The 18048-nt window shown below is 37.8% G+C and carries 14 protein-coding genes and 1 pseudogene; 2 read left to right on the top strand and 13 right to left on the bottom strand.

Features of this window, described 5'->3' with window-relative positions; translation table 11 throughout:
• Positions 1-233 precede the first annotated feature (233 nt).
• Together AC0VZ4_RS02820 and AC0VZ4_RS02815 are read right to left on the bottom strand one after the other, a co-directional pair.
• Positions 234-707: a redoxin family protein gene (locus tag AC0VZ4_RS02820; RefSeq protein ID WP_475440851.1), complete on the bottom strand. Its 474-nt coding sequence runs from the start codon at positions 705-707 to the stop codon at positions 234-236.
• 76 nt (positions 708-783) lie between these two features.
• Positions 784-2097 (bottom strand): annotated as a pseudogene (locus AC0VZ4_RS02815) (methyl-accepting chemotaxis protein); the annotation flags it as partial.
• Between the two features lie 75 nt (positions 2098-2172).
• Between AC0VZ4_RS02815 and AC0VZ4_RS02810 the strand changes: the two are divergent.
• Positions 2173-3270 carry an ISAs1-like element ISPsesp1 family transposase gene (locus AC0VZ4_RS02810; RefSeq protein ID WP_475440415.1) on the top strand — a complete coding sequence of 366 codons (1098 nt, stop codon included), beginning with the start codon at positions 2173-2175 and terminating at the stop codon, positions 3268-3270.
• Here AC0VZ4_RS02810 and AC0VZ4_RS02805 read toward each other — a convergent pair.
• Positions 3202-3927, bottom strand: coding sequence for a hypothetical protein (locus AC0VZ4_RS02805; protein ID WP_475440850.1), 726 nt, complete (start codon positions 3925-3927; stop codon positions 3202-3204). The two genes, AC0VZ4_RS02810 and AC0VZ4_RS02805, sit on opposite strands and share 69 nt — an antisense overlap.
• A 297-nt stretch (positions 3928-4224) precedes the next feature.
• Here AC0VZ4_RS02805 and AC0VZ4_RS02800 point away from each other — a divergent pair, with 297 nt between their 5' ends.
• Positions 4225-5667 carry a capsule assembly Wzi family protein gene (locus AC0VZ4_RS02800; protein ID WP_475440849.1) on the top strand — a complete coding sequence of 481 codons (1443 nt, stop codon included), beginning with the start codon at positions 4225-4227 and terminating at the stop codon, positions 5665-5667.
• A gap of 131 nt (positions 5668-5798) precedes the next feature.
• Here the strand turns inward: AC0VZ4_RS02800 and galU (AC0VZ4_RS02795) are convergent, their stop codons facing one another.
• From galU (AC0VZ4_RS02795) to AC0VZ4_RS02750, 10 genes are all read right to left on the bottom strand, one after another.
• Complete coding sequence (gene galU / locus AC0VZ4_RS02795; protein WP_475440848.1) at positions 5799-6689, bottom strand: UTP--glucose-1-phosphate uridylyltransferase GalU; 891 nt, start codon at positions 6687-6689, stop codon at positions 5799-5801.
• Positions 6690-6858: 169 nt separating this feature from the next.
• Positions 6859-7863 carry an NAD-dependent epimerase gene (locus AC0VZ4_RS02790; protein ID WP_475440847.1) on the bottom strand — a complete coding sequence of 335 codons (1005 nt, stop codon included), beginning with the start codon at positions 7861-7863 and terminating at the stop codon, positions 6859-6861.
• Positions 7864-7940: 77 nt separating this feature from the next.
• Positions 7941-8288 carry a four helix bundle protein gene (locus AC0VZ4_RS02785; protein ID WP_165723996.1) on the bottom strand — a complete coding sequence of 116 codons (348 nt, stop codon included), beginning with the start codon at positions 8286-8288 and terminating at the stop codon, positions 7941-7943.
• 92 nt (positions 8289-8380) lie between these two features.
• Positions 8381-9547: a nucleotide sugar dehydrogenase gene (locus AC0VZ4_RS02780; RefSeq protein WP_475440846.1), complete on the bottom strand. Its 1167-nt coding sequence runs from the start codon at positions 9545-9547 to the stop codon at positions 8381-8383.
• A gap of 168 nt (positions 9548-9715) precedes the next feature.
• Positions 9716-11158, bottom strand: coding sequence for a capsule assembly Wzi family protein (locus AC0VZ4_RS02775; RefSeq protein WP_475440845.1), 1443 nt, complete (start codon positions 11156-11158; stop codon positions 9716-9718).
• A 482-nt stretch (positions 11159-11640) separates the two neighbouring features.
• A complete protein-coding gene (gene galU / locus AC0VZ4_RS02770; RefSeq protein ID WP_475440844.1) occupies positions 11641-12567 on the bottom strand; it encodes a UTP--glucose-1-phosphate uridylyltransferase GalU in 927 nt (308 codons plus the stop codon).
• Positions 12568-12711: 144 nt separating this feature from the next.
• The gene (locus tag AC0VZ4_RS02765) at positions 12712-14109 is read right to left on the bottom strand and encodes an undecaprenyl-phosphate glucose phosphotransferase (protein WP_475440843.1); all 1398 of its coding nucleotides are present in this window, start codon (positions 14107-14109) and stop codon (positions 12712-12714) included.
• A 96-nt stretch (positions 14110-14205) separates the two neighbouring features.
• Complete coding sequence (locus AC0VZ4_RS02760) at positions 14206-15618, bottom strand: phosphomannomutase (protein ID WP_475440842.1); 1413 nt, start codon at positions 15616-15618, stop codon at positions 14206-14208.
• Positions 15619-15753: 135 nt separating this feature from the next.
• Complete coding sequence (locus AC0VZ4_RS02755) at positions 15754-17160, bottom strand: mannose-1-phosphate guanylyltransferase/mannose-6-phosphate isomerase (protein WP_475440841.1); 1407 nt, start codon at positions 17158-17160, stop codon at positions 15754-15756.
• A gap of 12 nt (positions 17161-17172) precedes the next feature.
• The gene (locus tag AC0VZ4_RS02750) at positions 17173-18042 is read right to left on the bottom strand and encodes a GDP-mannose 4,6-dehydratase (protein ID WP_475440840.1); all 870 of its coding nucleotides are present in this window, start codon (positions 18040-18042) and stop codon (positions 17173-17175) included.
• Between the last annotated feature and the right edge of the window lie 6 nt (positions 18043-18048).

Here is an 18048-nt window from a genome sequence, read left to right as displayed (position 1 = left end):
TAAAACCTCACCTACAACATACACCAACCCGTAGGTGCGAATTTATTCCGCACTCATGTAACGTAGCTTTAATGTTTAAAAAGCGAGGTGTGAAACCTCACCTACAATATACACCTAACCGTAGGTGCGAATTTACTTCGCGCTCATATCACCATAGCTCTAATGTATAAAAGCGAGGTGTAAAACCTCACCTACAACATACACCAAACCGTAGGTGAAAATTTACTTCGCGCTTAAAGCTTTTCTAAAACGTATTCTGCGCGGCTTACTGCAAATTCTTTATCTTGTTCTACAAACAAACCGGTTACTACCGAGTTATCAACAATCATTGCGTAACGTGAAGAACGTATACCGCCAAAGCCAGCGGTGTCTTTATCAAGGCCTAATGCCTTAGTAAAGCTTGCATCACCATCGGCAAGCATGGCAATTTCTTGTGCGTTTTGTGTATCGCCCCATGCTTTCATAACAAATGCATCGTTAACTGACACACAGTAAATAGCGTCAATACCTTTTGCTTTAATTTTATCAGCAAGGGTAATAAATTCTGGCAAATGAGCATTTGAACAGGTTGGTGTAAACGCGCCTGGCACAGCAAACAGCACAACTTTTTTACCTTCAAATAACTCACCGTTCGTCAATGTTTGCATGCCGTCGTTAGTTAATTGCGTAAGTGTTAAAGCCGGTAACGTTTGGCCTTGTTCAATCATAATAAATCCTTAAAAAAATATTGAAACGTAATGAATTTTTAGCTTATCGCTTAATGCGACTAACATACAGCTTTGTTTATTTTTTAAGGCCCAAGCTACCTTTTATTGTTTGCATTTGCTGCTGTAGCTGATTACGAATATCATCAACAAGTAAACTTGATTCACTCACTTGCCCTTTCATGCTTTGCATTGATTTACTAAAATTGTCGAGTAAGCTACTTTGTTGCTTTGCCAGTTCCATTGCCTCAAAAGCAACGCTGTTTGCACTTTGAGCATTGCTGGCTACCCCTTCGGAGTTTAGTTTTAGCTCTTGAGCATTTTGTGTTTGTGACTGTGCACCGTTGGCCAATGCTGATATTTGCGTAGACACCACTCGCGAGTTTTCAGTTAGCAAGCTTAGTTGATCGTTTATATCGCTAAGCGATCCTTGTGTTTGCCGCGCTAACTGCCTTACTTCATCAGCCACCACAGCAAAGCCACGTCCGTGCTCTCCTGCACGCGCTGATTCAATCGCTGCATTTAGGGCTAAAAGGTTAGTTTGATCGGCAATATTACGAATAACCTCAATAATTTTACCCACTCCATCAACACCTGTTAGTAACTCTTGTATGCTTTGCATTCCTTGCTCTACACGCACTTGCGTATCAGAACTGGCATCTAACATATTTGCTGAAAAGCCCAAACTTTGCTCCATTGCAGTAAATGTACTTTGTGCGTTATCGGCCACCTGTGCATTAATATCATTTACCTGCTCGCCAATACGTTGAATGTCGCTTAATAAGTTTTGATTTTGTTCTACTTGCCCATGGCTAAGCGATGCTTGTTGACTAATAGTGTATAAATTTTCGCTCATTTGCTGCATAAAACTGTTAACCACCTTTAGCATTTGTGCCCGCTCTTGCGCTTCAGTTCGCTGCCTATCGATGAGTTGATTAAAAAACTGCGCAATCTCACCAATCTCAGTTTTTGAATTTTTACTTTCAATACTCTTAAGCTCATTACTTTCAATTAAAAAAGCAAAGCCATCTCGCAATTGCCTAAGCGGGTTTAATACTTGATTACGTTGTACAAAATAAACGCTCGCAGCCAATATAACCAACGTACCTATTGCAACACAAAATACCCAAAGTACTTGCTGCTTTAAATTATCTTGCTCCGCCTTAAGCGCCTGCTCTGCATTAATAACCGTATTTGAAAGTCCACTAATTTGTGAGCGTAACGCATTAGAGCCATTTTCTCGTAACTGAGTTTGCTTAAGGGTACTTGCTAAATCACGCGGATAACGATTAGGCCAACTGACAAGCTCTGACTTTATTTCGTCGCCAAGGTCCTCAGCTTCTTCATCAATAAATAGAGCATCTTCGTCAACGGCACTCATAACACCTAAATTCAGGGCGGGATCACACTTTGTAAATAAACAAATTTTATGATCTAATACCATAAATTTCATCACCTTAAACTTATTATGTCACTCTTCTCACATTTAGAACTCGTCAAAGATAATCGTTCACATATAAATCAGCACCATAACTTAGTTGATGTGCTTTTTCTTATTATTACTGCCGTTACATCAGGGTGTGAAAACTGGCAAGACATTGAAGTCTATGGCGAAAGTAAGCTTAATTGGTTAAGAGGATTTCGTTCTTTCAAAAATGGCATACCCACTCGACATAGTATTGCTCGGATTTTTAGAACCGTTGATACTGACTCATTACTACTCGCGATGTATAGCTGGGTCAATCAAAACCGCGTTAAGTCAGCGCATCCTGTCATTGCCTTCGATGGCAAAACTATTCGCGGAGCAAGTAAACACATTGCTGATAAATTACATCTCGTCTCAGCATTTGATTGTGAAGCAGGTCTCACATTATTCCACCAAACAGTTGGCAGTAAGACGAATGAAATACCGGCAGTTCGGGATTTATTGAAAATACTCGATATCAATAACACCGTCATTACACTTGATGCTTTGCACTGCCAAAAAGAAACGCTAAAACAGCTAATTAGCAGACATGCAGATTATCTAGTGCAAGCAAAGGGTAATCAAAAGAAACTTTATAGCGCGATTCAAGATGCATTTACACACCAGTATGAATCTGAAAACTCAGAGATACTTAGTCATGTAACACAAGATGAAGGGCATGGGCGAAAAGAAGTACGCACGATAGATTGTCTTGATGCGCGTTTATTACCGAGTGAAATTAAAGAGAGCTGGCCATCAGTTAGGACAATCGTTGCGGTGCAGCGAGAGCGAACGAAGGGTAATAGAACGAGTATTGACACACATTACTACCTAACATCGTTGACAGACAATATATTGATAAATAAAGCAATAAGACAACATTGGCTGATAGAAAATCAGCAACACTGGATACTGGATGTCGTATTTAAAGAAGATGCCTGTCAAATACATGAGCCATTAAGTGCGCAACATATGGCACTATTTAGACGCGTCGTTAGGAACATGATAAAGCAGCATACGAAAAGCAAGGGGTCAATAAGAAGTAAGTGTGTAAGAGCTTGTTATGATGATGCTTTTAGAGAAGAACTTCTTTTTGGTTAACATTTTTAACAAAGTATGCTCGCGCCCTACACCTAAATTAGGAAGCTGCTCAATAGCTTGTGCTAATTTATTTAAATTTACGATGCTTTGTTGCAAGCTTTGTTCTGTGTTTTTATCGTACTGAACAATAAGTTGATAGGTAAATAAAGATAAATTAATTACTTCAGTGTAATAATCACTCGCCAGAGAGTAATACATTAGCGCATGGTTATTTTGCTCAGGTGCTTTTTTAGCATAGCTAATTAATGTTGATGCTGAGCCTGCCATTTGCCTAAGCGCGTTATCAAGTAGTGCGGTTTCGTTACCCGAAAGCTTACCAAGTGCACGGTATTTGCCATTTATGTCATTGTTGAGGGTCGTTAATTGCTGTTCAAGCGTTGCGCTTAACTCACTTAGCAATATAGATAATTGATTAACTTTAACGTTGTTAATTAATGTAGAGGCTTGATTTAAATATTGGCTGTCACCTTGGTCTAAGTAACGCCCTAAATAACCGGCTAAATCAACTAAAATAGTATTTTTGAGTTGGCTGTATGCGGTATTTTGCTGCTCTAGCTTAAGTAAAGTTTGGCTTGCCCAAAATAAGGTAGAGCCTAATAAAATACTCGCCAAAGCCAATAATATAGCCAGTAACCGGGTAATAGATGACACGCGCATAAATCTTAGCTCCAATAGTGAATGCGCGCTTAGAGTATTAACTATTTATGACAGTTTTATGTAAACCATCTTTAAAGGCCGAGTTATACAACAATTTTTAATGTAACCAATACAAAAGAACTGCTTATAACAATATGACAAGGCTGCGCCTAATAACCATAAATACCCTCAATGATTGAAGGCTCAAAGCGGTAAACTTTTCGTTTAGCCTTTGCTTTTCTTCTTTCTTACTCAAGCGTTTATTGTTAACCTCGCATTTACGTTTTTACTTGAACTAATTTTGCTAACGGAATAATTATGCTAAAAAAAATATCGCTGCTCGTCGGGTTGGCAATCAGTGCAAATGCGATGGCTAAAGGTGGCGTATCTCCTTATTTACCTTTAAATCAAGCACCCGACCTTGAGCACCAAATACAACGTCTTTTAGCGGTTAGTAAAAATACACATATAATGAGTAAGCCTTATAAAGCGCACGATATTTATAAGGTTTTGCAAACTGTAAGACACTCCTACCCTGAGCTTTACCAAACATTGTCGTATCAAATTAGTCCTTACGTGCAAAGCGATGCCGGCACTTTTGCCAAAGTAACACTCGCTGCGGGCACAAAAGATAAAACTCTCCCTAATCAACGCGGCCAAACCACTAAAACTAACTTAATAGTTGAAGGCGGTGCGTATGCTAATTTTGGCCGTTACTTTGGTGTAAGTGTTGCTGGTATAGCCAACGAAGACGAAATGCTCCCAACACAAAGCTTTGTTTACCTTGGTTATAAATATGCTCAGCTAGATATTGGCTACCGCGAGCATTGGTACTCACCATTTAACGACAGTGCCATGCTATTAAGCACACAAGCTAAAACCACGCCTTCTATCACGCTGAGCAATGTAGAGCCAATTACCAGCTTTAATATTCGTTACGATATGTTTATTAGTAAAATGACAGAGCAACGTGGAATTTTAAAAGAAGGCAAGCAAACAGGAGTCAAAAACGTGTATGAGCCAGGCAAGCCTTATTTATTTGGCTTACACACTAGTTTTGCAGCAACCGATAATTTAACAATAGGTTTAAGCCGTTTAATGCAGTTTGGCGGCGGTCCGCGAAGCGTTACAATTAAAGATTTTACAGAAGGATTTTTTACACCGGGAGCTAAAGATAACGTAGGTAATAACGATGCCGATGAGTTAGGAGAAAACTTCGAACTTGGGGATCAATTAGGCTCAATAACCTTTGCCTATAATAACAGTATTTATGCGCTCCCTTATGAGCTTTATGGTGAGGTAGCACTTGAAGATACTCTAGGTGGCTCGCGTAATAACGCATATAGCTTTGGTATTTACTTACCTTTTATTGCTAATACCCACAGTATACGTATTGAACACAGTAACTGGCAAACCGGTTGGTATAGAAATAGCCTCTACCTAGATGGCAACCGAAACTCAGGTAATGTAATTGGCCACTGGGCAGGTGATGAACACGATTACAACGACTATACACCGGCTAAATCGATGAGCGTAAACTGGCATTGCCAATTAAGCAAAATAGAGAGCTTAAATACCACAATTCGTATGCTTAAAAATAAAAATGAAGCTTATAAAACAAGCTACGAATTACAAACAGCGTACACGCGTAAATTAAGCAAACCTATTATGGGCGCAAAAAGTTGGGGCGCGGAGCTATATCAAGGGAAAGATGTATACGGAGAAACATTTGCTAGGTTAGGCTTATTTGCTAATTTTTAACACCTTGTAGGTGCGAATTTACTTCGCGCTTTGTAACGTGGCTTTAATTTTTAAAAGCGAGGTGTAAACCTCACCTACAATATACGCTAAACCGTAGGTGCGAATTTACTTCGCGCTTTGTAACTAGATTATTAATTTTCTCCGTTCATAAGTATATTTAAATGCTGAGTAAACTCTTTTCCTAGCTTTGCATCACGCATACTGTACTCAACAATCGCTTTTAAATAACCTAACTTATCGCCACAATCGTGTGAGCGCCCGCTCATATGGAATGCTTCAACCGTTTCTTGTGTCATTAATGCATCAATAGCGTCAGTTAATTGAATTTCGTCGCCTGCGCCTACAGGTGTTTTAGCAAGTAATGGCCAAATATTTTTACTTAATACATAACGCCCAACTACCGCAAGGTTTGAAGGTGCTATATCTGCCGGCGGTTTTTCAACCATGGTTTTAATTGCTGCGCTCATCCCTGGGGTAAGTTGCACGCCATTAATATCAGCAATCCCATACTTGCTTATATCTTCCTGTGCCACAGGTTCTAGCATAATCTGGCTTGCTTGGGTTTCGTTAAAGCGCTTAATCATTGCGGCTAAATTTTCAGTTTTTTGATCCGCCGTGTAGGCATCGAGTATTACATCAGGGAGTAGCACAACAAAATCGTTATTACCTACAATTGGCTTTGCACATAAAATTGCATGCCCTAGCCCTTTAGCCTCATCTTGGCGTACACTCATAACCGTTACGTCTGTTGGGCAAATTGAGCGGATTTCGTCAAGCAGTGCGCGTTTAACACGTTTTTCGAGGGTGGCTTCTAGCTCGTAGCTTGTATCAAAGTGGTTTTCAATCGCATTTTTTGAGCTGTGTGTAACTAACACTATATCTTTAATACCTGCGGCTACACATTCACTAACAATATATTGAATCAGAGGTTTATCAACTATTGGCAGTATTTCTTTAGGAATTGCTTTGGTCATTGGTAACATACGAGTGCCAAGGCCGGCAACAGGAATAACAGCTTTCATGGGTAATCCTTTATTTATAAATTAATTATTTTTAAGTTAACAGGTAAAAAGTAGATGAGGGCTGAATAAGTAATCAAAAACCTGTTGTTAGTAAAAAACGATCCTATTAAAAACAAAAAACACCGTTTTAAACTAAAACAGTGTTTATTTTGTAAGCGGCTAATTACTTTTATTTATAAAAATCTTTATACCACTTAATAAGCTCGCTTACACCTTGCTTAACACCTACTTGTGCTTTATAGCCTGTTGCATTAAATAAGTCTGTAGTATCAGCATAAGTTTTATAAACATCGCCGGCTTGCATTTCGCGGAAGTTCTTTTTAGCTTCGATACCTAACTCAGTTTCAATAGCTTCAATAAACTTCATTAGGTTTATTGGGCTACCGTGGCCAATGTTATACACCGCATAAGGAGCAGAGCTAGAAGCTGGCGAACCGCTTTCAACTCTCCAATCTGGGTTTGCAACAGGAATAACATCGGCAGCACGAACAACACCTTCAACAATGTCATCTATGTAAGTAAAGTCACGCCACATATCGCCGTTGTTGTTTATATCAATAGTGTCGCCGGCAAGTATTTTTTTAGTAAAAATATACGGTGCCATATCTGGGCGACCCCATGGGCCATAAACGGTAAAAAAGCGTAAGCCTGTTGTAGGCAAGCTATATAAATGAGAATAGCTATGTGCCATTAGCTCATTCGCTTTTTTAGTTGCAGCATAAAACGACACTGGGTGATCAACACTATCGGTTGTTTCAAACGGTGTTTTTTCGTTTAAACCATAAACTGAGCTAGAAGAGGCATAAACTAAGTGTTTAACTTTATTATTACGACATCCTTCAAGCACATTTAAGTGCCCTACTAAGTTAGAATCTGCATAAGCATCAGGGTTTTCTATTGAATACCTAACACCGGCTTGCGCCGCTAAATGTATTACTTTATCAAACTGCTGTGTTTTAAATAACTCGCTCATTGCTGGGCGTTCACTTATATCAAGCTTAATAAATGTAAACGCTTCATGGCTTTCAAACTGCGCTAAACGAGCTAGTTTTAAATTTACATCGTAATAGTCGTTCAGATTATCAATACCGACTACTACATGACCCGCCGCTAATAATTTTTGGCATGTTGCCGCGCCAATAAAACCAGCAGCACCCGTTACTAAATATTTCATAATTACCTAATCTTTAAGCTGATAAAGTTGAAAGTTGAAAGTTGAAAGTTGAAAGTTGAAAGTTGAAGACTAAAAGCCTAATCCCACGTTTCAATAGTTTTCATCAAGGCAGATATCATTTTTGATAACTGCCTAGACTCTTCTATCCAGGTTTCTGCTGTTTTTGTATCAACTTCACCAATTTTTAAGGCAATATATATTTGTGAACGAAGCTCACCACAGCTACCTTTAGAGTAAGAGAGAAAACGGCAGTAATCTTTAGCTGTCTTTCTCTCATAACCCTCTGCAATATTTGATGAAATTGATAATGCAGATCGTGTAATTTGATCTTTTAAACCAAATTGCTTACTTGCCTTAAAGTAAATAAAAACTTCACAAGCTAAATCGGCAGAGCGTTGCCATACATATAAGTCCTCAAACTGCACAACGCCCCCTAATATAAATTTACCTTAGTTTTTGACTTATACTTTAGCCTTTAACCTTTAGTCTTTAGCCTTTAGCCTTTAAACTTTGTTTATTAATCACTACCAAACAAATCGCGTGTATAAACTTTGCCTGCAATATCACTGAGCTCCTCAACCATACGGTTAGATACAACAACGTCAGATATTTGTTTAAACTCATTTAAATCTTTAATAACACGAGAGTTAAAAAATTCACTTTCTTGTAATACAGGCTCGTAAACTACAACTTCAATACCTTTAGCCTTAATACGCTTCATAATGCCTTGAATCGATGAAGCTCTAAAGTTATCAGACCCTGTTTTCATGACTAAGCGATACACACCAACCACTTTAGGGTTACGTTTAATTATTGAGTCGGCAATAAAGTCTTTGCGTGTCGTGTTCGCATCAACAATGGCACCAATAATGTTGTTTGGTACATTTGCATAATTTGCTCTAAGTTGTTTGGTGTCTTTTGGTAAGCAGTAACCACCGTAACCAAACGAAGGATTATTATAATGGTTGCCGATACGTGGGTCTAAACTAACACCCTGTATAATTTGCTTACTATTTAAGCCATGTGCTTCAGCGTAGCTGTCTAGCTCATTAAAATAAGCCACACGCATTGCCAAATAGGTATTTGAAAATAACTTAATAGCTTCAGCTTCAGTTGAATCAGTAAACAACACTTCAATATCTTTTTTTATAGCGCCTTGCTTAAGTAAGTTAGCAAACACGCTTGCGCGCTCACTTTGCTCACCCACTACAATACGTGATGGATATAAATTATCGTGTAGTGCCTTACCTTCACGTAAAAACTCAGGTGAAAAAATTAAGTTATTAATGCCAATTTTTTCTTTAATACTTTGCGTAAAACCAACAGGTATGGTCGATTTAATAACCATAACTGCGTTTGGATTATGTGCTATCGCATCTTTAATTACAGCTTCTACAGAGCTTGTATTAAAGTAGTTATTTTCAACATCGTAATCGGTTGGTGTAGCAATAATTACAAAATCAGCGTTTTTGTATGCTGCTACTTTGTCAGTAGTTGCTGTAAAGTTTAAGTCACTACGTGTTAAAAAATCACTGATTTCGATATCAACAATAGGCGACTGCTTCTTCTTTAAAAGCGCTATTTTTTGCTCATCTATATCGAGCGCAACCACTTCATTATGTTGCGCTAATAACATAGCGTTAGAAAGGCCAACATAGCCCGTACCTACTACTGTAATTTTCATATAAACCCTTCGCGCAAATAAATAAACGAATGTTTCAAAATACGCTAAAAAACTAACGCAAGTTAAAAATCATCAAAATTATTTTTAGAGTTTAGTATAAAATTAAACAATAAGCTTAACGCAAAAAGCTAGTGCCTCGAAATAGAATCATCAATTACATAATTATTTTTACCATCCATAAAAAGCACTAAGCCTAAAAAAGTTATCATCGAACACTGTTTTACCTGTATATAACTCTAAACCCCAATAGCCATCTTGCAACTGCTGGGTATAACGTGTTTCTAGCTCAAAGCCTATTGAATATGGCGCGTCAGCAGAGCCTATCTTACCATTAGAATCCATTTCTGTTTCGATACGTCTAAATGTAGTATCTATGTTTTGCGTCGCGCTATATTGCCATACCCAGTTAACTGATTGGCTTTCAGCGCTTGGGTAATGCTGAAAATAACGCTGTTCAGCCCCCCAATGCCCTAATGCCTGTTTATCAATAGTATTACCTTGAGAATAAAGCTTTGACCAATACCACTCCGTTTGCCAGCGGCTGTTTTCAAGTCTTAAGCTGTGGTTTTCACTTAAATAAGGTAAATATAAACCAAAGTTATAACTGTTATTACGAGTACCACCAAGAGTGTCTTCCAGCCCCATATCGCCATAAAGGCTAAACGGCATGTCAAACCATGCCGCTTTATAATCAAAACTTAGTGAAGCTAATTGGTCGCCTACCTCATAGTTAGGGCCATATTTTTGGATTTCTTCTGCATTTACATTATCGTTACCACCCGGTAAAAAAAAGGCTTCGGCAAAACCTTTCAAGCTTACTGAGCGGTCACCACCACCAAACTGCAATAACCTATTTGCCCCTAATGTTAATCCATCAAAAGGTGCAAAGCTTAAATGCACACCAGCTAAATGAGGTTTACCTGGTACTTTTTTACCAATTTCCTTACCTGAGTTAATAGCAGAATCTGTTTTCATTTTCATGTAAAACAAGTCGTAGCGTATATCAAAATCGGTAATGGGTTTTACATTGCTAATACTTATTGAAGGAAGTGTTTTAGCATTGGTACTTAAAATCATTGCACTATCGTTAAACGGTGAGTACCAATGCTCACGGTAACCTATGTCAACTTGCGCGTATTCGTTACCAAAATAAACAAAACTTTGAGTAGGTAGTAGGTTATCCTCGTTAGCAATACCAGCAACACTTACACCAAAGTGATTACCAAAATTAGCAAAGCCACCGGCCTCTAGCTTTAAATACGTATCAACCTTTTGGCCACGCTGGTTAGGGATTGATTTAGATTCATTACCATAAGCAAGCGTTGCTTTAGCATAAGTTACTGCATCTGATTGCTTGTAAAGAGCCAACTCATTAAATAACTTTTGATATAAGCTTGGGTAGCTATGCTCAATAGATTTTAATACCCTTAATACTTCAGACGTTTTATAAGGTTTACTCATCATATGGGCGTTATCGCCAACTACTAGCAACTTTTCAACTAGGTGCTCTAATTGAGGATTCTGTTTTAAAGGTAAATAAGCTGATACACCATTTGCTAGAACCTGAGAACTAAATATCAATCCTATTAATACGGGTAATTTTTTTAGCATTTTTATTCCATTTATTGTTATGTTCTAGGTAATACGTACATAATAAAAAATCGCTGCTGAGTTAACAACAACGATTTGATTAATTTAACATTTTAGTAGGTATTAGTTGATTTCACACTGATACAACTTAAATTTTTCAAAAGCGAGGTGTAAAACCTCACCTACAACATATGCCAACCCGTAGGTGCGAATTTACTTCGCGCTTTGTAACGTGGCTTGGGTGTTTAAAAAGCGAGGTGTAAAACCTCACCTACAACATGCACCAAACCGTAGGTGCGAATTTACTTCGCGCTTTGTATGTGGCTTGACTGTTTTAAAAGCGAGGTGTAAAACCTCACCTACAACATACATCAAACCGTAGGTGCGAATTTACTTCGCGCTCATAACTCATATCATTTAAGCTTTAATGTTTAGAAACGAGGTGCAAAACCCTACTTTCTATCAGATTTAAGCTCAAACAGATCGAAGTCGGCGGTTCGTTGTTAGCGTTTAAAATTCACCACATTATCAACTTTTGATGCATCTACTGCGTTCATAAGCATATTTAAATGCTGAGCAAACTCTTTTCCTAGCTTTGCGTCACGCATACCGTACTCAACAATCGCTTTTAAATAACCTAACTTGTCGCCACAGTCGTGTGAACGGCCACTCATATGAAATGCTTCTACCGTTTCTTGCATAATTAACGCATCAATCGCATCGGTAAGTTGTATTTCGCCACCAGCACCTGCATGCGCTTTAGCAAGTAAAGGCCAAATATTTTTACTTAATACATAACGCCCAACTACCGCAAGGTTTGAAGGGGCTGCATCCGTTGCTGGCTTTTCAACCATGGCTTTAATTTTTTCGCTTTCACCTGAGGCTAATTGAACACCATTAATATCAGCAATACCATACTTGCTTACATCTTCCTGTGCCACAGGTTCTAGCATAATCTGGCTTGCTTGAGTTTCGTTAAAGCGCTTAATCATCGCGGCTAAGTTTTCAGTTTTTTGATTCGCCGTGTAGGCATCAAGTATTACATCAGGGAGTAGCACAACAAAATCGTTATTACCTACAATTGGCTTTGCACATAAAATTGCATGCCCTAGCCCTTTAGCCTCACCTTGGCGTACACTCATAACCGTTACGTCTGTTGGGCAAATTGAGCGGATTTCGTCAAGCAGTGCGCGTTTAACGCGCTTTTCGAGGGTGGCTTCTAGCTCGTAGCTTGTATCAAAGTGATTTTCAATCGCATTTTTTGAGCTGTGTGTAACTAACACTATATCCCTAATACCTGCGGCTACACATTCACTAACAATATATTGAATCAGAGGTTTATCAACAATTGGTAGCATTTCTTTAGGAATTGCTTTAGTCATGGGCAACATGCGAGTGCCTAGGCCGGCAACAGGAATTACAGCTTTCATAGGTAGTCCTTTATTGTAAATAATTAAATCTATATTTGACAATAGCGTACCAAACGTTAGTTATATATAAACTGAATAGATGCAATAAACTCAGATAAGTAGGAATTAGTTATTAGTGGCTAGGGTGCTAGCTCCTAATAATTATCAGTAGGCATTTTTATTTATAAAACCTTTAAAGATAGTCAAAAACACTATTTTTAAGTCTAAGACAAGCGACCAATTTTGAATGTATTCAAGATCGAATTCAATTCGTTTTTCCATTTTATCCAGCGTATCGGTTTCACCGCGCCAGCCATTTATTTGCGCCCACCCTGTAATACCTGGTTTTACTTTATGACGAAGCATATAACCGTTGACCAAGCTGCGATATTCTTCATTATGAGCTACGGCATGAGGTCGAGGGCCGACTATCGACATCTGCCCTTGCAATACATTCAAAAATTGTGGGAGTTCATCAAGGCTTGTTTTACGAATAAACTGCCCTATTGGAGTAAAACGACTATCATTTTTAGTGGCTTGGGTTACTTTAGCCCCATCTTCCATTACATTCATCGAACGAAACTTCCAAACTTTAATAGGTTTACCATCAATACCATAACGATTTTGTTTAAAAAACACAGGCCCTTTAGAGGTAACTTTAACAGCAATCGCAAGCCCAATTAATACAGGTGAAATTATAGCAAGTATTAATACTGACAATATTACATCTTCTATACGCTTAATTATGGCATTACTGCCATCTATAGGAGAATCATAAATACTTATAGTGGGTATGCCCATAATAGTATCACTGCGTGAGTGCAATAGTTGGTAAGTAAATACATCAGGTACTATATATACACTTGCAGTGCTATCAGCAAGTTCTTTAACTAACCATTTACGGCGCTCATATGCTTGTGGGGGTAGTACTATATAAACTCGGTCAATTCCACCATTTTTACAATCAGCAACCAACTGCTCAAGATCGCCCAAGGTTTGTGCAGCCACAACTTTTTGATTAGGCGTTTCATCGTCATAATAACCACTAAAAACCAACCCAAAACTAGTATGTTCAATAATATTATTTGCAAGTTTTTGACCTAATACACCAGCCCCTACAACTACCACATTACGAGTATTGTAACCCTGTGCACGCAACAACCTTAATAAAAAACGTAAAAATATCCTGTAAGTACCTAACAATACTGTCGCTAATGTAAACCACGCTAGCTGTAATCCTGTAGGGTTTAAGTATTCAGGGGCTATAAAGTTAACGCTTAGAAATAATACGGCAGCACTTATAAACCAATGAGATATTGTTTTTTTAAGCTCTTTATAAAGTGATAAACCACGCCACGATATATAAAGCTTATCGAGTTCGCTTGTAAAATGAAACAAAAAAACAGCAAGTAAAGCCGCAGTTGTATGCTGTAACAACCAAGGTATGTTATGCAGATATGTGCTTACCCATAAGGTAGCTACAATTATTACAATGTCGAGTACCCGCTGAATAAAAGCAACTATGGTTGCATTACTTTGCAAAATTCCTTTATGCATTTGCATATAATCTCAATTATTATTGTTGTTAAAAATGCAATTCAAGAATAACCTAATACACTTAAATTACTACTAATTCTTCGCTTAAGGCCAAATAAAAAGCTAACTATGACTTACAAACTTTAATGCATCCACTACAAGTTTATCCGCTAATTGTTCGCTGCTACTTTCAGCATAACAGCGCAGCTCTGGCGCATTACCAGAAGGCCTAAGGTGTACAACATCGTCACAATCCAGAGTAATACGCAGGCCATCTGTTGTATTTAATGAGTAACCCTCTTCATAGCCTAAACAGCTTAAGAAATGGCTAGCATCATTTTTTAACTTGTTGATCAACTCTAAACTTTTCTCTCGAGCAAAGTTTTGCAATCTATCACTCGCAGTAAAACGCATAGGTAATGCAGTTAAAAGTTCTGTTATTTTTTGTTTTTGCATAAGCAAAACAAACACAGGTAATAAGGCATCACGTGTGGGTAGTGCTTTTAAAAGCATATTGTTTATTTGTATATCTGTACCAAGTAAATAACCACCATTTGCTTCAAAACCAGCAATACTCTTATATTCACGGCTTAACTTAGCAAATTCAGCAATAACATAAGGTGAGCCTATTTTTGTACGTATAACTTTTTTAAACTTGCCTGATTCTTCAATTGCAGTATTACAACTTACAGGTATAGCTAAAGCTTCAATATTTAATAGTTGACTGCATAACAAGCCTAAAATATCACCGCGTAACCATTGGCCGTTTTCATCAGAAATTAATGGGCGGTCGCCATCACCATCGGTAGAAAATATAGCATCAAACTTATGCTTTTTTGACCAGCTAATCGCTTTTTGTTTATCTTCATCAGATACAGCTTCAGTATCTATAGGGACAAACTCATCACTACGGCCAATACTTACTACTTCAGCACCTAATCGCTCAAATAGATTTTTATAAATATCGCGCCCTGCACTCGAATGTTCGTAAATACCTATTTTTTTGCCAGCTAATGCATTTTGATCAAACAATGTTGCGTAACGTTCAATATATACAGTTTCAGCAGCTTTATTTAATGTGAGATCTGCTAAATCCTCAATAGCATTTAGCTCTGCGGTATTGGTAATAATTGCTTGCTCATCGGCTTTAGTAATTTCACCATCCGGGCGGTAAAACTTAAGCCCATTACGGTCAAACGGTATATGGCTGCCTGTGATCATAATGCTTGGCATACCGTCTTGCATTGCTTTATATGCAAGTGCAGGAGTAGGTATTACACCGTAATAAACAACACTTAAACCAAGTTGTTTTAAACCTGCAGTACACGCTTGTGCTATTGCATAACTACTAGGGCGATTATCGATAGCCAGTGCAACAGTGTTAAAACTAAATTCTTTATCGATTGATTTTATAAATGCAACTGCGAACGCAGCACATACATTAGGAGTAAAGTCGGTTACTAATCCACGCGCACCACTTGTACCAAATGCAATGCCACTTTGAACTATTACCTTGGAGCTAATCAATTTATTCATTGTTTTTCCGAATTATTCTATTTTTTATGCTTTTAGCAGGGAAGTCACATAGGCAATATGCTCTAGGCTACACAGAATAAATTTAACTATTTAATCTGTGTAGCCTAGAGCATATTGGTATAGTTGAATGAGACTTTATTTAACACGCCCATAGCGGTCTTCAAAACGTACTATGTCGTCTTCTCCTAAGTACGAGCCTGACTGAACTTCAATAAGTTCTAAATCAACTTTACCTGGATTTTCAAGTGCATGAACTGCTGTAATAGGAATATAAACAGACTCATTTTCAGTAACAAATTGCTCTGTGTCGTCAATTTGAACTTTAGCAGTACCCGAAACTACAATCCAATGCTCTGCGCGATGATGATGCATTTGTACACTTAACTTAGCGCCAGGCTTTACCGTTATACGTTTAACCTGAAAACGTTTACCACTGTCTACTGAGTCGTATTTGCCCCAAGGACGGTAAACTTCTCTATGTATTATGGCTTCTGGACGCTGCTCATTTTTTAACTGTTGTACAATTGACTTTACATGTTGTGATTTATCTTTATGAGCAACTAATAAGGCATCTTTAGTGTTTACTATAACTAAATTTTCAACACCTACTGTAGCTACTAATTTATCTTCACCCATAACTAAAGTGTTTTTTGTATCAACGGCTTTAACGTCACCTTTAAATGCATTACCGTTTTCATCTTTAGTTGATACTTCCCACAACGCAGCAAAACCACCTACGTCACTCCAACCTGCATCCATAGGCACAACAACCGCATCTTGGGTGTGTTCCATTACGGCGTAATCTACAGACTCATCAGGGCATACTTCAAATGCCTCTTTATCAACACGAATAAAGTCCATATCACTGTTTTGAATAGCAATAGCTTTTTGGCAAGCATCATAAATGTCAGGGCGATGTAATTTAAGCTCATGCAAATAACGACTGGCTTTAAATAAAAACATACCGCTATTCCAGTAATAACCCCCATCGGCAATATATTTTTGTGCAGTTTCTAAATCTGGTTTTTCTACAAAACGCTCTACTACAAAGCCACTTTGATATTGCTCGCCACACTTAATATAGCCGTAGCCTGTTTCGGGTTTATTACCTATTATACCAAACGTTACAAGCTTACCTTGTTTTGCCAAATCAGTTGCTTGAGTTACACTTTTCTGAAATGCCAATGTGTTTTCTATTACGTGGTCAGCAGCTAATACTAACAACAACGGGTCTTCACCCTGTTCAATTGCTTTAAGCGCAGCAAGTGCAATTGCAGGAGCTGTATTACGTCCTACTGGTTCTAAAAATATACCACTATGCTCTATACCTAACTGGCGTACTTGTTCTGCAGCTATAAAACGATGCTCTTCATTACAAATAAGCATAGCTGGACTATGCTCTAAACCGTTTAAACGGTTTAGAGTATTTTGAAGCATCGTTTTGTCACCACTCAGTGTTAAAAACTGTTTTGGGTAATTGCTACGTGAAAGAGGCCATAAACGCGTACCAGAACCACCAGCCATAACTACAGGTAAAATCATTTTATTTCCTTATTACAACATACTTTTTAAGGTTTCAGAGATGCTTATCGTTTCATAGTTACCGATAATTTTATCTAACTTACCTCTATCGCCCAATAAAAATTTAATATCGTTCTCTCTAACAAACTTTTCGTTTACAGTGACTTTTAATGTATGGTGAGTTTGAATCGAGAGATCTTTAATTATATCCAATAAGCTGCATGCATTATTGGAACATAAATTAACCACTTCGCCTTCAATATCACTTTCCAAAAGAGCAACATAATACCGAGCAATATCATTAACATCGCTAAAATCTCTTGCAATTTCAATATTCCCAAGTTCTATACTTGGTTTTTTTTCCTTGAAATGACTAACTATTTTAGGAACTAAAAAATTTTCATCTTGGCCTTTACCAATGTAATTAAACGGCCTGGTAATAATAATAGGAAGCTCGTTAAAAAAGGTTTTGCACACCCCTTCCATTGCAAGTTTACTAATAGCGTAATGATTTCGCGGCTCTGGCATTGCATCTTCGCGTATCGCTGCAGAACCTTGTTCACCATATACATTTGCACTACTGGCAACAATTAGCTTATTTAAGTTATTGAGCTCTTTACATGCTAAAAGCAAGTTTTCAGTGCCAAATAGATTAACATCATAAAAAGCTTTGGAATCGCTGTGTCCAACAAATGATATTGCAGCTAAATGAATTACAAACTCTGGATTCAACTCACACACTATATATTTAAGTGACGCTAAATCAGTTATATCACAAGCGTATTCATTTTTTTCAGTTGCCTCTTTTACCAAAAGGGATACCTTGTATCCCTTTTTTTCAAGCTCAGAAACAACATATTTTCCAGTAAAACCTTTACCACCGGTAACTAAAACATGTTTCATAAAACA

This window comes from Pseudoalteromonas sp. QJM3NY_22 (genome assembly GCF_056173065.1).
This window is presented reverse-complemented; position numbering and strand designations above follow the sequence as displayed.